The organism is Nocardioides sp. Leaf285, from assembly GCF_001422955.1.
GTDB classification, from domain to species: Bacteria; Actinomycetota; Actinomycetes; order Propionibacteriales; family Nocardioidaceae; genus Nocardioides; species Nocardioides kribbensis.
This window is the reverse complement of sequence record NZ_LMNH01000002.1, coordinates 258,158-274,872: the sequence shown is the minus strand read 5'-3', so window position 1 is coordinate 274,872 and position 16,715 is coordinate 258,158. Positions and strand designations below refer to the sequence as shown.

The 16,715-nt window shown below is 75.9% G+C and carries 13 protein-coding genes; 6 read left to right on the top strand and 7 right to left on the bottom strand.

The features are described 5' to 3' along the window. Positions 1-58: 58 nt before the first annotated feature. From ASF47_RS06440 to ASF47_RS06420, 5 genes are read left to right on the top strand one after another with little or no spacing between them, the layout of a single operon-like run. Positions 59-1,090 (top strand): class I SAM-dependent methyltransferase, encoded by a 1,032-nt coding sequence (locus ASF47_RS06440; protein WP_056863189.1) that lies wholly within the window; start codon positions 59-61, stop codon positions 1,088-1,090. After that, the gene (locus ASF47_RS06435; protein WP_056863188.1) at positions 1,087-2,211 is read left to right on the top strand and encodes a sensor histidine kinase; all 1,125 of its coding nucleotides are present in this window, start codon (positions 1,087-1,089) and stop codon (positions 2,209-2,211) included. Before ASF47_RS06440 ends, ASF47_RS06435 begins: the two co-directional genes overlap by 4 nt. Further along, positions 2,208-2,984, top strand: coding sequence for a LytR/AlgR family response regulator transcription factor (locus ASF47_RS06430; protein WP_056863187.1), 777 nt, complete (start codon positions 2,208-2,210; stop codon positions 2,982-2,984). The genes ASF47_RS06435 and ASF47_RS06430 overlap by 4 nt, the downstream gene beginning before the upstream one ends. Further along, entirely contained in the window at positions 2,981-3,400 is a 420-nt protein-coding gene (locus ASF47_RS06425; RefSeq protein ID WP_056863186.1) for a hypothetical protein, read from the top strand. The genes ASF47_RS06430 and ASF47_RS06425 overlap by 4 nt, the downstream gene beginning before the upstream one ends. Then, on the top strand, positions 3,397-4,953 hold the full coding sequence (locus ASF47_RS06420; RefSeq protein ID WP_056863185.1) for a sodium/solute symporter: 1,557 nt from the start codon (positions 3,397-3,399) through the stop codon (positions 4,951-4,953). The genes ASF47_RS06425 and ASF47_RS06420 overlap by 4 nt, the downstream gene beginning before the upstream one ends. 10 nt (positions 4,954-4,963) lie before the next feature. Here the strand turns inward: ASF47_RS06420 and ASF47_RS06415 are convergent, their stop codons facing one another. The 7 genes from ASF47_RS06415 to ASF47_RS06380 form a co-directional block, all read right to left on the bottom strand. Continuing rightward, positions 4,964-5,686, bottom strand: coding sequence for a sirohydrochlorin chelatase (locus ASF47_RS06415; RefSeq protein WP_056863184.1), 723 nt, complete (start codon positions 5,684-5,686; stop codon positions 4,964-4,966). Positions 5,687-6,718: 1,032 nt separating this feature from the next. Next, positions 6,719-7,867, bottom strand: coding sequence for a uroporphyrinogen-III synthase (locus ASF47_RS06405; RefSeq protein ID WP_235558662.1), 1,149 nt, complete (start codon positions 7,865-7,867; stop codon positions 6,719-6,721). Then, positions 7,864-8,214 (bottom strand): nitrite reductase small subunit NirD, encoded by a 351-nt coding sequence (nirD, locus tag ASF47_RS06400; RefSeq protein WP_056863182.1) that lies wholly within the window; start codon positions 8,212-8,214, stop codon positions 7,864-7,866. The genes ASF47_RS06405 and nirD overlap by 4 nt, the downstream gene beginning before the upstream one ends. Next, positions 8,211-10,823, bottom strand: coding sequence for a nitrite reductase large subunit NirB (nirB, locus tag ASF47_RS06395; RefSeq protein ID WP_056863181.1), 2,613 nt, complete (start codon positions 10,821-10,823; stop codon positions 8,211-8,213). Before nirB ends, nirD begins: the two co-directional genes overlap by 4 nt. Continuing rightward, a complete protein-coding gene (locus tag ASF47_RS06390; protein WP_056863180.1) occupies positions 10,820-12,280 on the bottom strand; it encodes an FAD-dependent oxidoreductase in 1,461 nt (486 codons plus the stop codon). Before ASF47_RS06390 ends, nirB begins: the two co-directional genes overlap by 4 nt. After that, on the bottom strand, positions 12,277-14,451 hold the full coding sequence (locus ASF47_RS06385) for a molybdopterin oxidoreductase family protein (protein ID WP_268778308.1): 2,175 nt from the start codon (positions 14,449-14,451) through the stop codon (positions 12,277-12,279). Before ASF47_RS06385 ends, ASF47_RS06390 begins: the two co-directional genes overlap by 4 nt. Before the next feature lies 1 nt (position 14,452). Further along, positions 14,453-15,982 carry an MFS transporter gene (locus ASF47_RS06380; RefSeq protein ID WP_082500083.1) on the bottom strand — a complete coding sequence of 510 codons (1,530 nt, stop codon included), beginning with the start codon at positions 15,980-15,982 and terminating at the stop codon, positions 14,453-14,455. 333 nt (positions 15,983-16,315) lie between these two features. Between ASF47_RS06380 and ASF47_RS06375 the strand changes: the two genes are divergently transcribed. After that, complete coding sequence (locus ASF47_RS06375) at positions 16,316-16,714, top strand: DUF485 domain-containing protein (protein WP_056863179.1); 399 nt, start codon at positions 16,316-16,318, stop codon at positions 16,712-16,714. The last annotated feature ends 1 nt before the right edge of the window (position 16,715 follow it).

The following is a 16,715-nucleotide window of genomic DNA, read 5'->3' as shown; positions in this document are numbered from 1 at the left end:
CGCCGCAGGGGACGGCGGCGGGGGCCACCAGGGGCCGGCAGGGGATATCGTCGCTGCGATGGCCGACCACCCCGCAGCCCCGCACCCGGACCGCACGCCCGCCCGGGCCTTCGGCACGGTCGCCGACGCCTACGACCGCGGCCGGCCCGGCTACCCCCGCGAGGCCGCCGCGTGGCTCACCGACCTGGGCGCCGGCGACCCGGTGACCGTGCTCGAGGTCGGCGCCGGCACCGGCAAGCTCACCGAGCAGCTGGTCGCGCTCGGTCACGACGTGCTGGCCACCGACCCCGACCCGGAGATGCTCGCCGTGCTGGGGCGGCGCCTGCCCGACGTGCGCACCGCCGTCGCCCCGGCCGAGGACCTCCCCCTGCCCGACGCCTCGGTCGACGTCGTGGTGTGCGCCCAGGCCTTCCACTGGCTCGACCCCGACGTCGCCCTGCCCGAGATCGCCCGGGTGCTGCGCCCCGGCGGCCACCTGGCCCTGGTGTGGAACGAGCGCGACGAGCGCATCCCGTGGGTGCGCCGGCTGGGCCGCCTGCTCGGCGGCGGGCAGCGCGGGGAGTCCCACCGGGCGCTCGTGCACTCCCCGCTCTTCGGCTTCGTCGAGGACCGCGCCTTCCGCTCCTGGCAGACCCTCAACCGCAGCACGGTGCAGGACCTCGCCCTCTCCCGCTCCCACGTCGCCACCCGCGACGACGTCGGGCGCGAGGAGCTGCGCGCGCAGGTGCTCGCCTTCTACGACGACTACGGCCGCGGCATGGACGGCATGCAGCTGCCCTACGTCGTGCAGTGCTTCCGCGCCGGCGTCCTCGAGCGCCGGGTCGTCGTCGCCGACGAGCCCGCCCACGCCGCGTCCCCGACCGGCGACCACGGCACCGCCGGCCCCGACGCCGCCGCCGGCGGGCCCGCCGAGCCCGACGCCACCCACCACGCCACCCACCACGCCACCGCCGATGCCACCCCCGACGCCACGGGGAGCCACCTCGTGGTCACCACCGGGAGCTTCCCGGCCGTGACCGACGTGACCAAGGCGCCCGACTCGGCCGTCACGGTCGACGAAGACACCGTGCTCCTCTTCGACTTCCGGTGAGGCTGCGACGCCGGCGCCACCTCGGCACCGACGCCGACCGCACGACCTTCCGCACCCTGCACACCGCGTCGCTGGCCGGCCCCGCCCTGCGCGAGGGGCTGCACCGCGCCAGCGCCGAGCGCAGCATCCGCCACCTGCACGCGCTGCTCGGCGCTCCCGCCCTCGCGCTCACCGACTCCGGCGTGCCCGCCGAGGTCCTGGCCTGGGAGGGCAGCGGCGCCCACCACCAGGGCCAGCTGCCGGCCCTGGTGGCCGAGACCGTCGAGCGGGTCGCCACCCGGGTCTTCGAGCGCTCCGACCTGCCCTGCGACCAGCCCGGCTGCCCGGTGCGCAACGCGGTGGTCAGCCCGCTGCTGGTCGAGGAGCGGGTGGTCGGCACGCTGGCGACGTTCACGGCGTACCCCACCGCCGGGCTGGCCCGGGCCACCGACGAGGTCGCCCGCTGGGTCTCGGGGCAGCTGGAGCTGGCCGAGCTCGACGCCTCGCGCACCCGGCTGATGGAGGCCGAGGTGCGCGCGCTGCGGGCCCAGATCAGCCCCCACTTCATCTACAACTCCCTCGGTGCGATCGCCAGCTTCGTGCGCACCGACCCCGACCGGGCGCGCGAGCTGCTGCTGGAGTTCGCCGACTTCACCCGCTACTCCTTCCGCCGCCACGGGGAGTTCACGACGCTGGCCGAGGAGCTGCGCTCGGTCGAGCGCTACCTGCTGCTCGAGCAGGCCCGCTTCGGCGACCGGCTGCGCGTGACCCTGCGCATCGCGCCCGAGGTGCTGCCGGTGGCCGTGCCGTTCCTGTGCATCCAGCCGCTGGTCGAGAACGCCGTGCGTCACGGCCTCGAGGGCCGCGAGGGCGGCGGTCACATCAGCATCGTGGCCCTCGACCGCGGCCAGGAGTGCGTCATCGAGGTGGAGGACGACGGCGTCGGCGAGGACCCCGCCCGGGTGCGGCGGGCCCTGGCCGGCGACGGCAGCCTCGACTCGGTGGGCCTGGGCAACGTCGACGGCCGGCTGCGCGCGGTCTACGGCGACGACCACGGCCTGGTCGTCGAGACCGCCGCCGGCGCCGGCACCAAGGTCACCGTGCGGGTGCCGAAGTTCGCCCCCGGGGTGCACGTCCGGTGACCGGCCAGGTCACGGGCCAGGGCACCGCCCCGGTGCTGGCACGGGTGCTGGTGGTCGACGACGAGCGGCCCGCGCTCGACGAGCTGCGCTACCTCCTCGAGCGCGACCCCCGCGTCGGGGAGGTGCTGACCCGCGACTCCGCCACCGCCGGGCTGAAGGTGCTGCAGGAGACCGAGGTCGACGCGGTCTTCCTCGACATCCAGATGCCCGGCCTCACCGGCCTGGAGCTCGCGCAGGTGCTCGGCCGCTTCCGCACCCCACCGCCCGTCGTCTTCGTCACCGCCCACGAGGCCCACGCCGTCGACGCCTTCGACCTGCGCGCGGTCGACTACGTGCTCAAGCCCGTGCGCGCCGAGCGCCTCGCCGAGGCCGTGCGCCGCGTCGTGGACGGCGCCGACCGCACCGGGGCCGTCGCCGACCTGCAGGTGCCGGTCGAGCTGGGCGGGGTCACCCGCTTCGTGGCCCGCTCCGAGATCACCCACGTCGAGGCCCAGGGCGACTACGCACGCCTGCACACCACCGCGGGCGGCTCCCACCTCGTGCGGACCCCGCTGTCGACGCTGGAGGAGGAGTGGGCCGAGGCCGGCTTCGTGCGCATCCACCGCTCGCTGCTGGTGGCGCTGGCCCACGTGGCCGAGGTCCGCACCGAGGCCGGCCGCTGCACCGTGCGGGTCGGCCCCGCCGACGGTGGCGCCGAGGGTCCCGAGCTGGTGGTCAGCCGGCGCCACACCCGCGAGCTGCGCGACCTGCTGCTGCGACGGGCCGGCTCGTGAGCGAGGCCCGCCCGCCGCGGGTGCGGGTCACCGGGCCGCCGCGGCGGCGTACGACGGGCGGGGCGGAGCGCGCCCGCCGCGACCCCGGGCCCGACGAGCGGCTGGCCGGGCTGTACCTCCGCTCGCTGCTGCGCGAGCAGCTGTGGCTGGCCGCGCGCACCCTGCTGGTGCTCGTCGGGGTGCTCGGGTCGCTGCCGCTGCTCTTCCACCTGGCGCCCTCGCTGGGCCACCGCAGCTGGCTGGGCGTGCCCCTGCCGTGGTTGCTGCTCGGCGTGGCGGCCTACCCGTTCCTCGTGGGGCTCGCCTGGCTCTACGTGCGCCGCGCCGAGCGCAACGAGGTGGCCTACGGCGACCTCGTGCGCGGCACCGCGTCGCCCGACCCGGCCCGGGACGGGCCCGAGGGGGGCCCGCGGTGAACGCCGCACCCGGCATCGTCGCGATCGTCCTGGTGACGGTGGCGACCCTGGCCATCGGCACCTGGGGGCTGCGCTTCTCCCGCACGACCAGCGACTTCTTCGTGGCCTCGCGCACCGTGCGCCCGGGGCTCAACGCCTCGGCCATCGGCGGGGAGTACCTCTCGGCCGCCTCCTTCCTGGGGGTGGCCGGGCTGCTGCTGACCTTCGGCGCCGACATGCTCTGGTACCCCGTCGGCTGGACCGCGGGCTACCTGGTGCTGCTCGTGCTCGTCGCCGCCCCCCTGCGCCGCTCGGGGGCCTACACGCTGCCCGACTTCGCCGAGGCCCGGCTCGGCTCGCGGCGGGTGCGCTCGACCTGCTCGCTGCTGGTGGTCGTGATCGGCTGGCTCTACCTGCTGCCGCAGTTCCAGGGCGCCGGGCTCACGCTGACCTCCGCGGTCGGCGCCCCGGGCTGGGTGGGCCCGGTCATCGTCGGCGCGGTCGTGCTGGTCAACGTCTCCTCGGGCGGCATGCGCTCGATCACCTTCGTGCAGGCCTTCCAGTACTGGCTCAAGCTCACCGCCCTGCTCGTGCCCGCGGCCGTGCTCGTCGTGGTGTGGCTCGGCGACGGCCGGCCCACGGGCGGCTCCTCCGGCGGTGCCGCCGGGGCGGACGCCGGGGCGGGCCCGGCCTTCCCCGACCTGGTGTCGTGGTCGCAGCCGCTGGCCGAGGGCGGCGGGCAGGGCCTCTACGTCACCTACTCCCTCATCGTGGCCACCTTCCTCGGCACGATGGGCCTGCCCCACGTGGTGGTGCGCTTCTACACCAACCCCGACGGCCGCGCCGCGCGCCGCACGACGCTGGTCGTGCTCGTGCTGCTCAGCGCCTTCTACCTCGTCCCGCCGGTGTACGGCGCCCTGGGCCGGGCCTACGCCCCGGCGCTGGCCGCCGCGGGCCGCTCCGACGCGCTGGTGCTCGAGCTGCCGCGGATCGTGCTGCCGGGCCTCGGCGGCGACGTGCTGACCGGCCTGGTGGTGGCGGGGGCGTTCGCGGCCTTCCTGTCCACCTCGTCGGGGCTGTCGATCGCGGTGGCCGGCGTGCTCAGCCAGGACGTCACCGGACGGGCCTGGGGCGGGCGCCGCCTCGACGGGGTCACCGCCTTCCGGGTGGCGGCCGTCGTCGCCGTCACCGTGCCCTGCGCCGTGGCCCTGCTCGGCCCCGAGGTCGGCGTCGCCTCCACCGTGGGCCTGGCCTTCGCGGTGGCCGCCTCGACCTTCTGCCCGCTGCTCGTGCTCGGCATCTGGTGGCCCGGCCTCACCGCCGCGGGCGCCGTCGCCGGTCTGGTCGTCGGCGGCCTCGGCTCCGGCACCGCCGCGCTGGTGACGCTGCTCGTCGACGTCGACCCCGGCTGGCGGGCGGTGCTGCTCGAGCAACCGGCCGCCTGGTCGGTGCCGCTGGCGGTGGGCGTCATGGTCGGCACCAGCCTGCTCACCCGGGCCTCGCGCCCCGCCCACGCCGGCGCCTTCCTCGTGCGGCTGCACACGCCCGAGGAGTCGGCGTACCCCCGGGGCTGAGGGGGTCGGGCTAGGCGGGCTGCTCGATGCGGGCCAGGGCGCGGGCGCGCCGGGCCACCAGCTCGACGAGCCGCGGGTGGGGTCCGATGACGTCGGCGACCAGCGCGGCTCCGGCCTCGCGGCACTCCCGGGCGGCCCGGTCGGCGAAGAACCCCGGTGAGAGCAGGTACGGCGACACCACGTCGCCGGGCCGCACGACCTCGGCCGGGCGACGGCCCAGCGCGGTGAGGGTGGCGACCTCGACCTCCACGGGCGAGGTCGCCCCGGCCGCGCCGGCCGCCTCGGACCAGGCCTCGCCGAGCAGCTCGGCGGCCCGGGTCAGGTCGCGGGTGGCCAGCGGGTCCGAGGAGCCCGCGGCGACGAGCACGAGCCGCCCGACCTGCCGCTCCTCCGGCCGCGCGCCCGCCTCACGCAGCCGCTCCAGCTGCGCGGCCGCGACCAGCCGGTGCGGGCCGAAGGGGCGACCGAGCACCAGCGAACCGCCGGCGGCGCGGGCCATGCGGGGCAGGTCCTGGCGCAGGTGGAAGCCGGTCGACAGCAGCAGCGGCACGACCAGCGTCGGGGTGGCCGAGGCCGCCACGACGTCCTCGAAGAGCGGCTCGCACAGCTCGACGTAGGAGCAGACGGCCTCGAGGCCGAGCTCCTCGCCGGCGGCGTCGGTCAGCAGGCGGGCGATCTCGTTGCCGCCGCCCTTGCGGGTGCCGTGGGCGACGGTCACGAGGCGGGCGTCCATGCCGCTCATGGTGCCACCCGCCTCGCAGCCGGGACGCTCCTGTGGATCGTCGAGTCGTGACCCGTCGGTGTGCGAGCAGTCGGTGGGGGTCTCGGGCGCACCCGGCCCCGGACGGTCGGTCACCACGAGCCCTGCCGACCCGCCACGCGGGGCCGCGTCACGTCCCCGGCCGGCTCGGCCGAGAAGTGGCGGCACACGACCGGTCGGGGACCGCCGCAGCTGTCGTCTCCCGCCACTTCCGCACGACGATCGGTCAACGCGAGCGCTGCCGACCCGCCACGCGGGGCCGCGTCACGTCCCGGCCGGCCCGCCCGAGAAGTGGCGGCGAACGACAGGTCGAGGACCGCCGCAGGTGTCGTCTCCCGCCACTTGCCGCCGCGCCCGGGTCCACCGCCTGCTGCGCGTGCCCGCACGATCGATCACCGCGAGCGCTGCCGACCCGCCACGCGGGGCCGCGTCACGTCCCGGCCGGCCCGCCCGAGAAGTGGCGGCGTATGACCAGTCGAGGACCCCCGCAGCTGTCGTCTCCCGCCACTTGCCGCCGCGCCCGGGTCCACCGCCTGCTGCGCGTGCCCACACGATCGATCACCGCGAGCCCTGCCGACCCGCCACGCGGGGCCGCGTCACGTCCCCGGCCAGCCCGCCCGAGAAGTGGCGGCGAACGACCGGTCGAGGACCGCCGCAGGTGTCGTCTCCCGCCACTCACCGACGCCGACCACCGGGCCGACCCACGGGCTGGTCGGCGGGCCGGTCAGCAGGTCGATCCCCCGGCCGGTCACCGCGCCGGTCACGCGCCGATCGCCGGGCCAGCCAGCGGGCCGGGGACCCCGGAGCGCCGGCGTCCCCTGACAGCGCCTCCCGCGCGTCTCGGACCGCCTCGAGCAGGTCGGGCTCGGCGCCACGACGACGCGTGGCGCGTCCGGGACGGTCCAGCTGATCACGGCCTCGTCGCGGCGATCGACGTGTCGCGTCAGGCCGGCACCATGACCGCCGCTGCCCAGCACCCTCAGGCGGCGAGAGGAGGCCTCGCAGTCAGCCCACGGCCAGCCGGTAGCCGCGCTTGACCACGGTCTGCACGGCCTTGGTGCCGATGCCGGCGCGCAGGCGGGCCACGGCCATCTCCACGGCGTGCTCGGAGCCGGCGGTGCCGCTGGGCAGCATGGCCAGCAGCGCCTGGCGCGAGACGACGTTGCCGGGGTTGGCGACCAGGGCCTGCAGCACCGCGGTCGGCGCCGGCGAGAGCCTGACCTCGACCCCGTCGAGGAGCACGCCGTCGCCGTGCAGCAGCAGCTGGCGCCCGCCGACCAGGTCGACGGCCAGGCCCGAGGAGCGCGAGGGCAGCTCGGTCTCGAGCTGCTTGACCATCGCAACCAGCCGCGAGCGCTCGGGGAAGAGCGTCGGCACGCCCCACATCTCGAAGGCGGCGGAGGTGACCGGGCCGACGCAGGAGGCCACGACGTCGGCCTGAAAGGCGGTGACGACCTCGTCGCGCCGGCCCACGACGCCCGCGGCCTCCATGAGCGCGGCCACGGCGGGCGCGGAGGTGAAGGTGACGGCGTCGAGGGCGCGGTCGGCGATGAGGTCGACCATCTTGAACATCGGGCCGGGGTCGTCGGCGGCCAGCACGCGGTAGACGGTCACGGTGGTGACGTCGGCGCCCTGGCGACGCAGCGCGTGGGCGACCATCGACAGCGACTGGCCGTGCTCCTGCACCACGATGCGGCGCCCGGCAAGGTCGCGCCCGCGCAGGTGCTCGAGCACGTCCTCGAAGCACTCCGACTCCGGGGCCCACAGCTCGCGCAGCCCGCGGCGCCGCAGCGCGCCCACGCTCTTGGGGCCGCGGGCGAGGATCTCGGAGGACCCCAGGGCGGCGAGCAGCTCGTCGAGCAGGCCCCAGCCCTCGGCGGCCTCGAACCACGCCTTCATGCCGATGCCGGTGGTGGCCAGGAAGACGTCGACGGGGCGGGAGAGCACCTCGGCGGTCTGGGCCCGCAGCTCGGCGTCGTCGACCTGGTTGGGCTCCAGCGAGAGCGCCGGGGCCCACTCCACGCGGGCGCCGCGACGCTCCAGCAGCGCGACCTGCTCGTCGACCTTGCGGGCGGCGGTCACGCCGATCCGGTAGCCGGCCAGCGGCGCGGCCGGCTCCGGTGGCTCGGGTGTCTCGGGCAGCTCGGGTGTCACGGACCCTCCCTCTGCGGGCCGACCAGCACCACGCCGCGGTCGACCCTGACGTCGTACGTCGGGACCCGGACGGCCGCGTCGTCGAGGCACTGCCCGGTGCGCAGGTCGTAGGCCTGCTTGTGCAGCGGCGACGCGACGCACGGGACCTCCCCCCGCGTGCCGACGATGCCGCGGGCGAGCACGGAGGCCCGCCCGAGGGGATCGTAGTTGCCCAGCGCGTGCACCGTGTCGTCGTGGGTGCGGAAGACCGCGACCGCCGCGCCCCCGACCAGCGCCGCCACGCCGCCCTCGACCTCGATCTGGTCCAGGCGGCAGACCGCCGTCCAGGTCGCCTCCGGCGCGTTCACCGGCCGGCCCCGACCGTCTCGGGGCTGCCCGGGCCGCCCGGGCCGCCCGGACCCACGGGGATGCTCGCGCCGAGCAGCACCGGGCCCTCGCTGTCGGCCGGGGCGACCTGGTCGCGCTCGCTGCGGAAGGTGATGTGGGGGTCGGGGGTGTCGGGGGCGTTGACGAAGGAGACGAAGCGGGCCAGCTTGTCGGGGTCCTCAAGGGTGGCGCGCCACTCGTCGGAATAGCCCTCGACGTGGGTGGCCATCGCCGCCTCGAGCTCGCTGCCGAGCCCGAGCACGTCGTCGACGACGACCTCGCGCACCCGGTCGAGGCCGCCGTCGAGGGCGTCGACCCAGGGGGCGGTGCGCTGGAGCCGGTCGGCGGTGCGGATGTAGTACATGAGGAAGCGGTCGAGGTAGCGCACCAGCGTCTCGGTGTCGAGGTCGCCCGCGAGCAGCCGGGCGTGCACGGGGGTGGCGCCGCCGTTGCCGGCGACGTAGAGGTTCCACCCCTTCTCGGTGGCGATGACGCCGAAGTCCTTCGACCGGGCCTCGGCGCACTCGCGGGCGCAGCCGCTCACCCCGCCCTTGAGCTTGTGCGGGGAGCGCAGGCCCCGGTAGCGCTCCTCGAGCATGATGGCCAGCGTCGTGGAGTCCTGCACGCCGTAGCGGCACCAGGTCGAGCCCACGCAGGACTTCACGGTCCGCAGCGACTTGCCGTAGGCGTGCCCGGACTCGAAGCCGGCGTCGACCAGGCGGGTCCAGATCGCCGGCAGCTGCTCCATGCGCGCGCCGAAGAGGTCGATGCGCTGGCCCCCGGTGATCTTGGTGTAGAGCCCGAAGTCGCGGGCGACCTCCCCGATCACGATGAGCTTCTCCGGGGTGATCTCGCCACCGGGGATGCGGGGCACGACGGAGTAGGTGCCGTTGCGCTGGATGTTGGCGAGGTAGGCGTCGTTGGTGTCCTGCAGCGTGCGGCGCTCCGCGCCGAGCACGTGGTCGCCGAGCAGGCTGGCCAGGATCGAGGCCACCGTGGGCTTGCAGACGTCGCAGCCGCGGCCCGTGCCGTGGGCGGCGACGACGTCGTCGAAGCGGGTGTGCCCGTGCACGGCGATCACCTCGAAGAGCTCCTGGCGCGAGAGCGGGAAGTGCTCGCACAGGCTGCGGTCGACGCTGCGGCCCCGGGCTGCGAAGAAGTCCTCCACGACCTTCTTGACCAGCGGCTTGCACGACCCGCAGGTCGCGCCGGCGCGGGTGCAGGCGGTGACGCACGACGGGCTGTCGCACGAGCCGCCCTCGCCGACCGCCTCCTCGATCTGCGCGCGGGTGACGTCGTTGCAGGAGCAGACCTGCGCCTGGGGCGGCAGCCCGATCTCGGCGCCGCCGCGGCCGCTGGGAAGGATCAGGTCCTCGGGGTTGTCGGGCAGCGCGATGCCCGGGTTGGTGGCGGTGGCCACCATCGGGCGCAGCACGCCGTAGGCGCTGGCGTCGCCCACGAGCACCCCGCCGAGCAGGCGCCGGCCGTCCTCGGAGACGACGAGCTTCTTGTAGACCCCGGCCACGGCGTCGGCGTAGACCAGCTCGAGGGCGCCCTCGGTGGTCGCGAAGGCGTCGCCGAAGGAGGCCACGTCGACGCCCATCAGCTTGAGCTTGGTCGACATGTCGGCGCCGGTGAAGGCGCCCGGGCCGCCCAGCAGGGCGTCGACGACGACCTCGGCCATCGCGTAGCCGGGCGCGACCAGGCCGTACATCCGTCCCGCCGGGGCCGCGCACTCCCCCACCGCCCACACGTGGGGGTCGGAGGTGCGGCACCGCTCGTCGACCAGCACGCCGCCGCGCTCGGCGACGTCGAGACCGGCCGCACGGGCCAGGGCGTCGCGCGGGCGGATCCCGGCCGAGAAGACCACGACCTCGGCCGGCAGCGGCTCGCGGTCGCGCAGCCCGAGGCCGACCACACGGCCGTCCTGGCCGAGCACCTCGGTGGTCGTCGCGCCGGTGTGCACGCCCAGCCCCAGGCCCTCGACGTGGCGGGTCAGTACCGCGCCACCGGCGTCGTCGACCTGCACGGCCATGAGCCGCGGCGCCATCTCCACCACGTGGGTCTCCAGGCCCAGCTGCGCCAGGGCGTTGGCCGCCTCCAGCCCGAGCAGCCCGCCGCCGACGACCGCGCCCACGCGGGCGGTGGCGGCCGCGTCACGGATCGCCTCGAGGTCCTCGATGGTGCGGTAGACGAAGACGCCGTCGAGGTCGGTGCCGGGGATCGGCGGCACGAAGGGGGCGGCGCCGGTGGCGAGCACCAGCTCGTCGTAGGCCAGCTCCCCGCCCGCGGCGGCACCGCCGAGCACGAGCGTGCGGGCACCGGTGTCGACCGACTCGACGGTGGTGCCGAGCAGCAGCCGCACCCGGGGGTCGTCGTACTCCCCGGTCGGGAGCAGCGAGAGCTCCTCGGCGCCGCGCTCGAAGAAGGAGGTCAGCGCGACGCGGTCGTAGGCGGCGCGCAGCTCCTCCCCGACCACGACCACGTCGTGGGTCTCGGTGAGGCCCCGCTCGACGGCGGCCTGCACGAAGCGGTGGCCGACCATGCCGTGGCCGACGACCACGAGGGTCCTGCGGTGGTGAGCCATCATGCTCGGGTTCCTTCCAGGGTGGTGCTGGGTCGGGTGGCGAGGAGCTGTCGCACGGCGGGCGCGCAGCCGCCGCAGCCGGTGGTGGCGCGGGTGGTGTCGCGGACCTGCTCGAGGGAGCCGCAGGCGCGCACGCGCCCGGCGCTGACGCCGGCGCACGCGCACACCTCGGCGTCGTCGGGCAGGGAGGCCGCGCTCGGGGTCGCACCCGCGCCGGGTCGCTCGCCGCGCAGCAGCGCGCCGGGCTCGCCCGGCGAGAGCACCGTGCCGCGGTCGTAGTACTGCGTGAGCAGGCCGATCCGGCTCAGGTCGCCGACGAGGGTCGCGGCCACGAGCACCCCGTCGCGCACGACGAGGCGGCGGTGCGAGCCCGCCACGGGGTTGGTCAGCTCCACGACCTCGCCCTCGGCGGTCTCGGGCTCGCCGAGCACCGCGACGTCGAGGTCGGTCGCGCGCAGCCGCGCCACCGTCCGCGACCCCTCGTACGCCGGGAGCGTGCGGCCCGGGCGGGGGTCGGCTCCCCCGGCCACGTCACCGGCCAGCTCGTGGGCCAGCACCTCGGCCAGCACGCCGGCCTGCTCCCAGGCGGGGGCGACGAAGCCGGTGGTGCGATCGCCACGCTGGGCGCAGTCGCCGATCGCGTGCACGCGGGGGTCGCTGGTCCGCAGCCGCGCGTCGACGACCACCCCGCGTCGCACCGCGAGGCCGGCCGACCGGGCCAGCGCGACCGAGGGACGGCCGCCGGCGGTGAGCACGACGAGGTCGGTGCCGAGGGTGTAGCCGTGGTCGAGCACGAGCCCCGCGGGGGTCAGCCGCACGGCGCGGGTGCCGGTGTAGACCGCCGTGCCGAGCCGGCGCAGGTCGCGGGCCAGGATCGCGCCCGCCGGTGCGCCGACCTGGCTGCGAAGCAGGTGGTCACCGCCCTCGACCACCTCGACGTCGAGGCCGCGCACGCCCAGGGCCCGGGCCACCTGGAGGCCGAGCAGCCCGCCGCCGACCACGACCGCGCGCCGCGCCGACGCCGCGGCGCGACTCAGCCGCAGGGCGTCGTCGAGGCTGCGGAAGGCGTGCACGCGCTCGTCGAGGCGTCCGTCCATGCCGACCAGCCCGCGCACCGGCGGCAGCGTGGGGATGCTGCCCGTGGCCAGCACCAGCCGGTCGTAGCCGAGGCGGGTGCCGTCGACGAGGCCGACCTCGCGGGCGTCGCGGTCGACCTCGAGCACCCGCGCGCCCGTGCGGAGGTCGACGCCCCGGTCGGCGTACCACTCCAGGCCGCGCAGGGTGAGCGCGTCGGCGCGGTGGATGCCCTCGAGCAGCGCGGAGAGCAGGATCCGGTTGTAGGGCGCGTGGGGCTCGTCGCCGAGCACGGTGATCCGCGCGCCGGTGTCGCGGGCGAGCAGCTCCTCGACCAGCCGGGTCGCGGCCATGCCCGACCCGACCACCACGACGCGGGCGCTCATGCGGGCACCCCCGCGGCGGCGACCTGCTCCCGCGCGGGCGCCTGGGCGGACGAGAGGTCCGGCGTGGGGTCCGGTGACGCGGCGAGCCCCACCGCTGCGGCGCACGCCTTGAACTCCGGCATCCGGCTGGAGGGGTCGAGCGCGTCGTGGGTGAGCCGGTTGGCGCCGACCCAGTGGAAGGGCACGAAGACGGTGTCGGGGCGGATGGAGTCGACCACGCGCGCCGGCGCGCGCAGCGACCCGCGACGGGTGGTGACCACGACCGGCTCGCCGTCGGCGGCACCGATCCGGGCGGCCAGCAGGGGGTGCAGCTCGACGAAGGGCCCGGTGTCGGGCAGGTCGCGGATCCGGCGGGTCTGGGCGCCGGACTGGTACTGCGCGAGCACCCGCCCGGTGGTCAGGTGCAGCGGGAAGGCGGCGTCGGGCTGCTCGACGGGGCCGCGGTGCTCCACGACGCGACAGCGCGCGCGGCCGTCGGGGGTGGCGAAGCGCTCGGCGAACAGGCGCGGCGTGCCCGGGTGGGGCGCACGACCCTCGGGCACGGCGGGGCAGGGCCAGAAGACGCCGTGCTCGGCGCGGACCCGCTCGTGGGTGATCCCGGAGTAGTCGGCGCGACCGCCGGCCGAGGCGCGGCCGAGCTCGGCGAAGACCTCGGCGGCGCCGGTGCCGAAGGGCACCGGGGAGCCCAGGCGGGCCGCGAGGTCGGCGAGCAGCTCCAGCTCGTCGCGCACCCCGGCGGGCGGGGCCACCGCGCGCTGGCGCAGCACGACCCGGCCCTCGAGGTTGGTCATGGTGCCGGTCTCCTCGGCCCACTGGGCCACGGGCAGCACGACGTCGGCGCGGGCCGCGGTCTCCGAGAGCACGAGGTCGAACACCACCAGCAGGTCGAGGGCGTCGAGGCGCTCGGTCACGTGGTCGGCGTTCGGCGCCGAGACGACCGGATTGCTGCCGGTGACCAGCAGCGCCCGCGGGCCGCCCTCGGTGCCCAGCGCCTCCAGCAGCTCGTACGCCGAGCGCCCCGGCCCGGGCAGGGTCTCGGGCGGCACGCCCCAGACGCCGGCGACGTGGGCGCGGGCCGCGGGGTCGTCGATCATCCGGTAGCCGGGCAGCTGGTCGGCCTTCTGGCCGTGCTCGCGCCCGCCCTGGCCGTTGCCCTGGCCGGTGAGGCAGCCCCAGCCCGAGGCGTCGCGCCCGGGCAGCCCGAGGGCGAGGGCGACGTTGATCCAGGCCAGCACGGTGTCGGTGCCCTGGGCGTGCTGCTCGGCGCCCCGGGCGGTGAGCACGACGGCCCGCTCGGCGTCGGCGAGCAGCCCGGCCAGCGCGCGCAGGTCCTCGGCGGCGACGCCGGAGACCCGCTCGACGCGCTCGGGCCACCAGCCGGCGACCGAGCGGCGGACGTCCTCGAAGCCGGTGGTGCGGGTCGCGACGTACTCCTCGTCGACCGCGCCGGCGCCGTCGAGCAGGTGGAGCAGGCCCAGCGCGACGGCCAGGTCGGTGCCCGGCAGCGGCTGGAGCACGAGGTCGGCGCGCTGCGCGGTGGCGGTGCGGCGCGGGTCGAGCACGACGACGCGGCCGCCGCGCTCGCGCAGCCGGTCGAGGTGGCGGGCGGCCGGGGGCATGGTCTCGGCGAGGTTGGAGCCCACGAGCACGACCAGGTCGGTGCGCTCGAGGTCGGCCAGCGGGAAGGGCAGCCCGCGGTCGAGCCCGAGGGCCTGGTTGGCCGCGGAGGCCGCGGAGCTCATGCACCAGCGGCCGTTGTAGTCGATCTGGCTGGTGCCGAGCGCCACCCGGGCCAGCTTGCCCAGCTGGTAGGCCTTCTCGTTGGTGAGCCCCCCGCCGCCGAAGACCGCGACCGCGTCGGGCCCGCTCTCGGCCTGGAGCGCCCGCATCCGGGTCGCGACCAGGTCGAGCGCCTCGTCCCACGACGCGGTGCGCAGCTCGCCGGTGGCACCGTCGCGCACGAGCGGGCTGGTCAGCCGCTCGCGGTGGCCGCGCAGCCCGGTCGCGGTCCAGCCCTTGCGGCACAGCGCGCCCTCGTTGACCGGGAAGTCGGTCCACGGCTGCACCTGCAGGGTGCGACCGGAGCGCTCCAGGGTCATGCCGCACTGCAGGGAGCAGTAGGGGCAGTGGGTGCGGGTGCCCGTGGCCGGGCCGGCGGGAGGGGTGCTCACGTCAGATGCCCGCGCCCGCCATGGTGCCGGGCCTGGCGGCGGCGGCCGCGGAGGGCCGGCGCAGGTAGACCGCCCAGGTGACCAGGGCGCACACGGCGTAGAAGGCGGTGAAGGCGACGAAGGCGCCCTTCGTGGCCGAGAGCGGGTCCCCGACCCACGGCGAGCTGAAGGCGATCGGGATGAGGAAGCCGCCGATCGCGCCCACCGCGCCGATGACGCCGATGGCGGCCGAGGCCTGCTTGGTGGCCAGCAGCAGCGCGGCGCTGCGGGCGGGGGTGCCGGCCTCGCTGGTGCGCTCGGCCTCGGTGCGCCAGATGGCGGGGATCATCTTGTAGGTCGAGCCGTTGCCGATGCCGGTGGCGGCGAAGACGCAGAGGAAGAAGCCGAGGAAGAAGGGGAACCACGACTGGTTGTCGGTGGCGATCGCCGGGTCGGCGGTTGGGTTGGGGGTCAGCCGCGTGAGGGTCCACAGCACCGCCAGGGTGGAGACGATCATGGCGCCGAAGGCGGCCAGGGTGACCCGGGCGCCGCCGAAGCGGTCGGCCAGCCACCCGCCGAGCGGGCGGGTCGCGGAGCCCACCAGGGCGCCGAGGAAGGCGAAGTAGGCGAAGTAGATGCCCGTGCCGAGCGGGGTCGGCTCCGGCACCCAGAAGGTGAGCTTGATGAGCAGCGGCATGGCCGCGGAGTAGCCGATGAAGGAGCCGAAGGTGCCGATGTAGAGGAAGGCCATGATCCACGTGTGCGGCTTGCGCACGACCTGCATTTGCTCGCGCGGGCGGGAGGTCGCGGTGGCCAGGTTGTCCATCCAGCGCCAGGCCGCGAACGTCGCCACCACGGCGAGCCCGGCGTAGACCCAGGCGGCGCGCTCGAGGTGGATGCCGCCTTCGCTGGCCTTGACCAGGCCGAAGATGCCGGCGCCGCCGACGATCACGGGCAGGAAGAGCTGGATCAGCGAGACGCCGAGGTTGCCGCCGGCGGCGTTGAGGCCGAGCGCCGCGCCCTTCTTGGCCGCGGGGTAGAAGAAGTTGATGTTGGCCATCGAGCTGGCGAAGTTGCCGCCCCCGAGACCGGCGGTCGCGGCGATGAGGCAGAAGGCCCAGTAGGGCGTGCCCGGGTCCTGCACCGCCCAGGCGAAGAGCAGCGTCGGCACCAGCAGCAGCGCCGCGCTCACCATCGTCCAGTTACGCCCGCCGAACCTCGGCACCGCGAAGGTGTAGGGCAGGCGCAGCAGCGAGCCGACGAGGTTGGGCAGCGCCACCAGCACGAAGAGCTGCTGCGGGGTGAAGGAGAAGCCCTGGGCCACCAGGAAGGCCGAGCTGACGCTCCAGATCAGCCACACCGAGAAGCCGAGGTGCTCGGCGAAGATCGACCACAGCAGGTTGCGCCGGGCCACGGGACGACCGGTCTCCTCCCAGAACGCCTCCTCCTCGGGGCGCCAGTCCTCGATCCAGCGTCCGGTGCGGCGCGCGGGCACCGACCCGGCGGCGGCGTCGCTGCGCGGGTTGCTGCGCGAGTGGCTGGTCATGGTCATGGCGCTGCTCCTGAGGGGCTCGTCGGTGGCTCCACCCTCGGCGCGCGAGGTTTCGCCCCTGTCGACCCCGGGTGACCGTCGAGGTCAACTTCTCCTCACGTCCTCACACCCCTCACGACCTCACCGCCCGCCCCACCGCCCGCCCTCGCCACGCCGCACCACCACCCCCACCCGGCCGCTCACCGCGCCCGACCGACCGCTCACCGACTCCGAGGCGCCGCTCGCCGACGACCCGGGCGTCGGCCCTGCCGGGGTGAGCGCCGTCACTCCTACGGTGACCGCGATCACACCTGCGGCCGGCGCGGCCGCATCCGCACGAGAGGGGACACCGCCGTGGGCACCCACGAGAGCCAGCCCGGAGCCGGGGAGCAGCCGCAGGCCGCCACCCAGGCCTCCCGGCACGACCCGGTCTACGACCGGCTGCACGACTCACCCGACTTCGCCGCGCTGCGCAAGGCCTACCGGGGCTTCGTCATCCCCGCCACGGTGGCCTTCCTGGCGTGGTACCTGCTCTACATCCTGATGTCGAACTACGCCGGCGGCTTCATGAACACCAAGCTGGTCGGCAACATCAACGTCGCGCTGGTCTTCGGCCTGCTGCAGTTCGCCACCACCTTCGGGCTGGCCTTCGCCTACGCCCGCTTCTCCGAGAGCCGCCTCGACCCGCTGGCGCGCTCCCTCAACGACGAGTACGACGCGACCGTGGCCGGCACCGACGGGAAGAGGCACTGAC

Coding starts and splice junctions, on each gene's coding strand:
- ASF47_RS06440 (WP_056863189.1), top strand. CDS start 59: ATGGCCGACCACCCCGCAGCCCCGCACCCGGACCGCACGCCCGCCCGG.
- ASF47_RS06415 (WP_056863184.1), bottom strand. CDS start 5,686: ATGGACGCCCGCCTCGTGACCGTCGCCCACGGCACCCGCAAGGGCGGC.
- nirB (WP_056863181.1), bottom strand. CDS start 10,823: ATGATGGCTCACCACCGCAGGACCCTCGTGGTCGTCGGCCACGGCATG.
- ASF47_RS06390 (WP_056863180.1), bottom strand. CDS start 12,280: ATGAGCGCCCGCGTCGTGGTGGTCGGGTCGGGCATGGCCGCGACCCGG.
- ASF47_RS06380 (WP_082500083.1), bottom strand. CDS start 15,982: ATGACCATGACCAGCCACTCGCGCAGCAACCCGCGCAGCGACGCCGCC.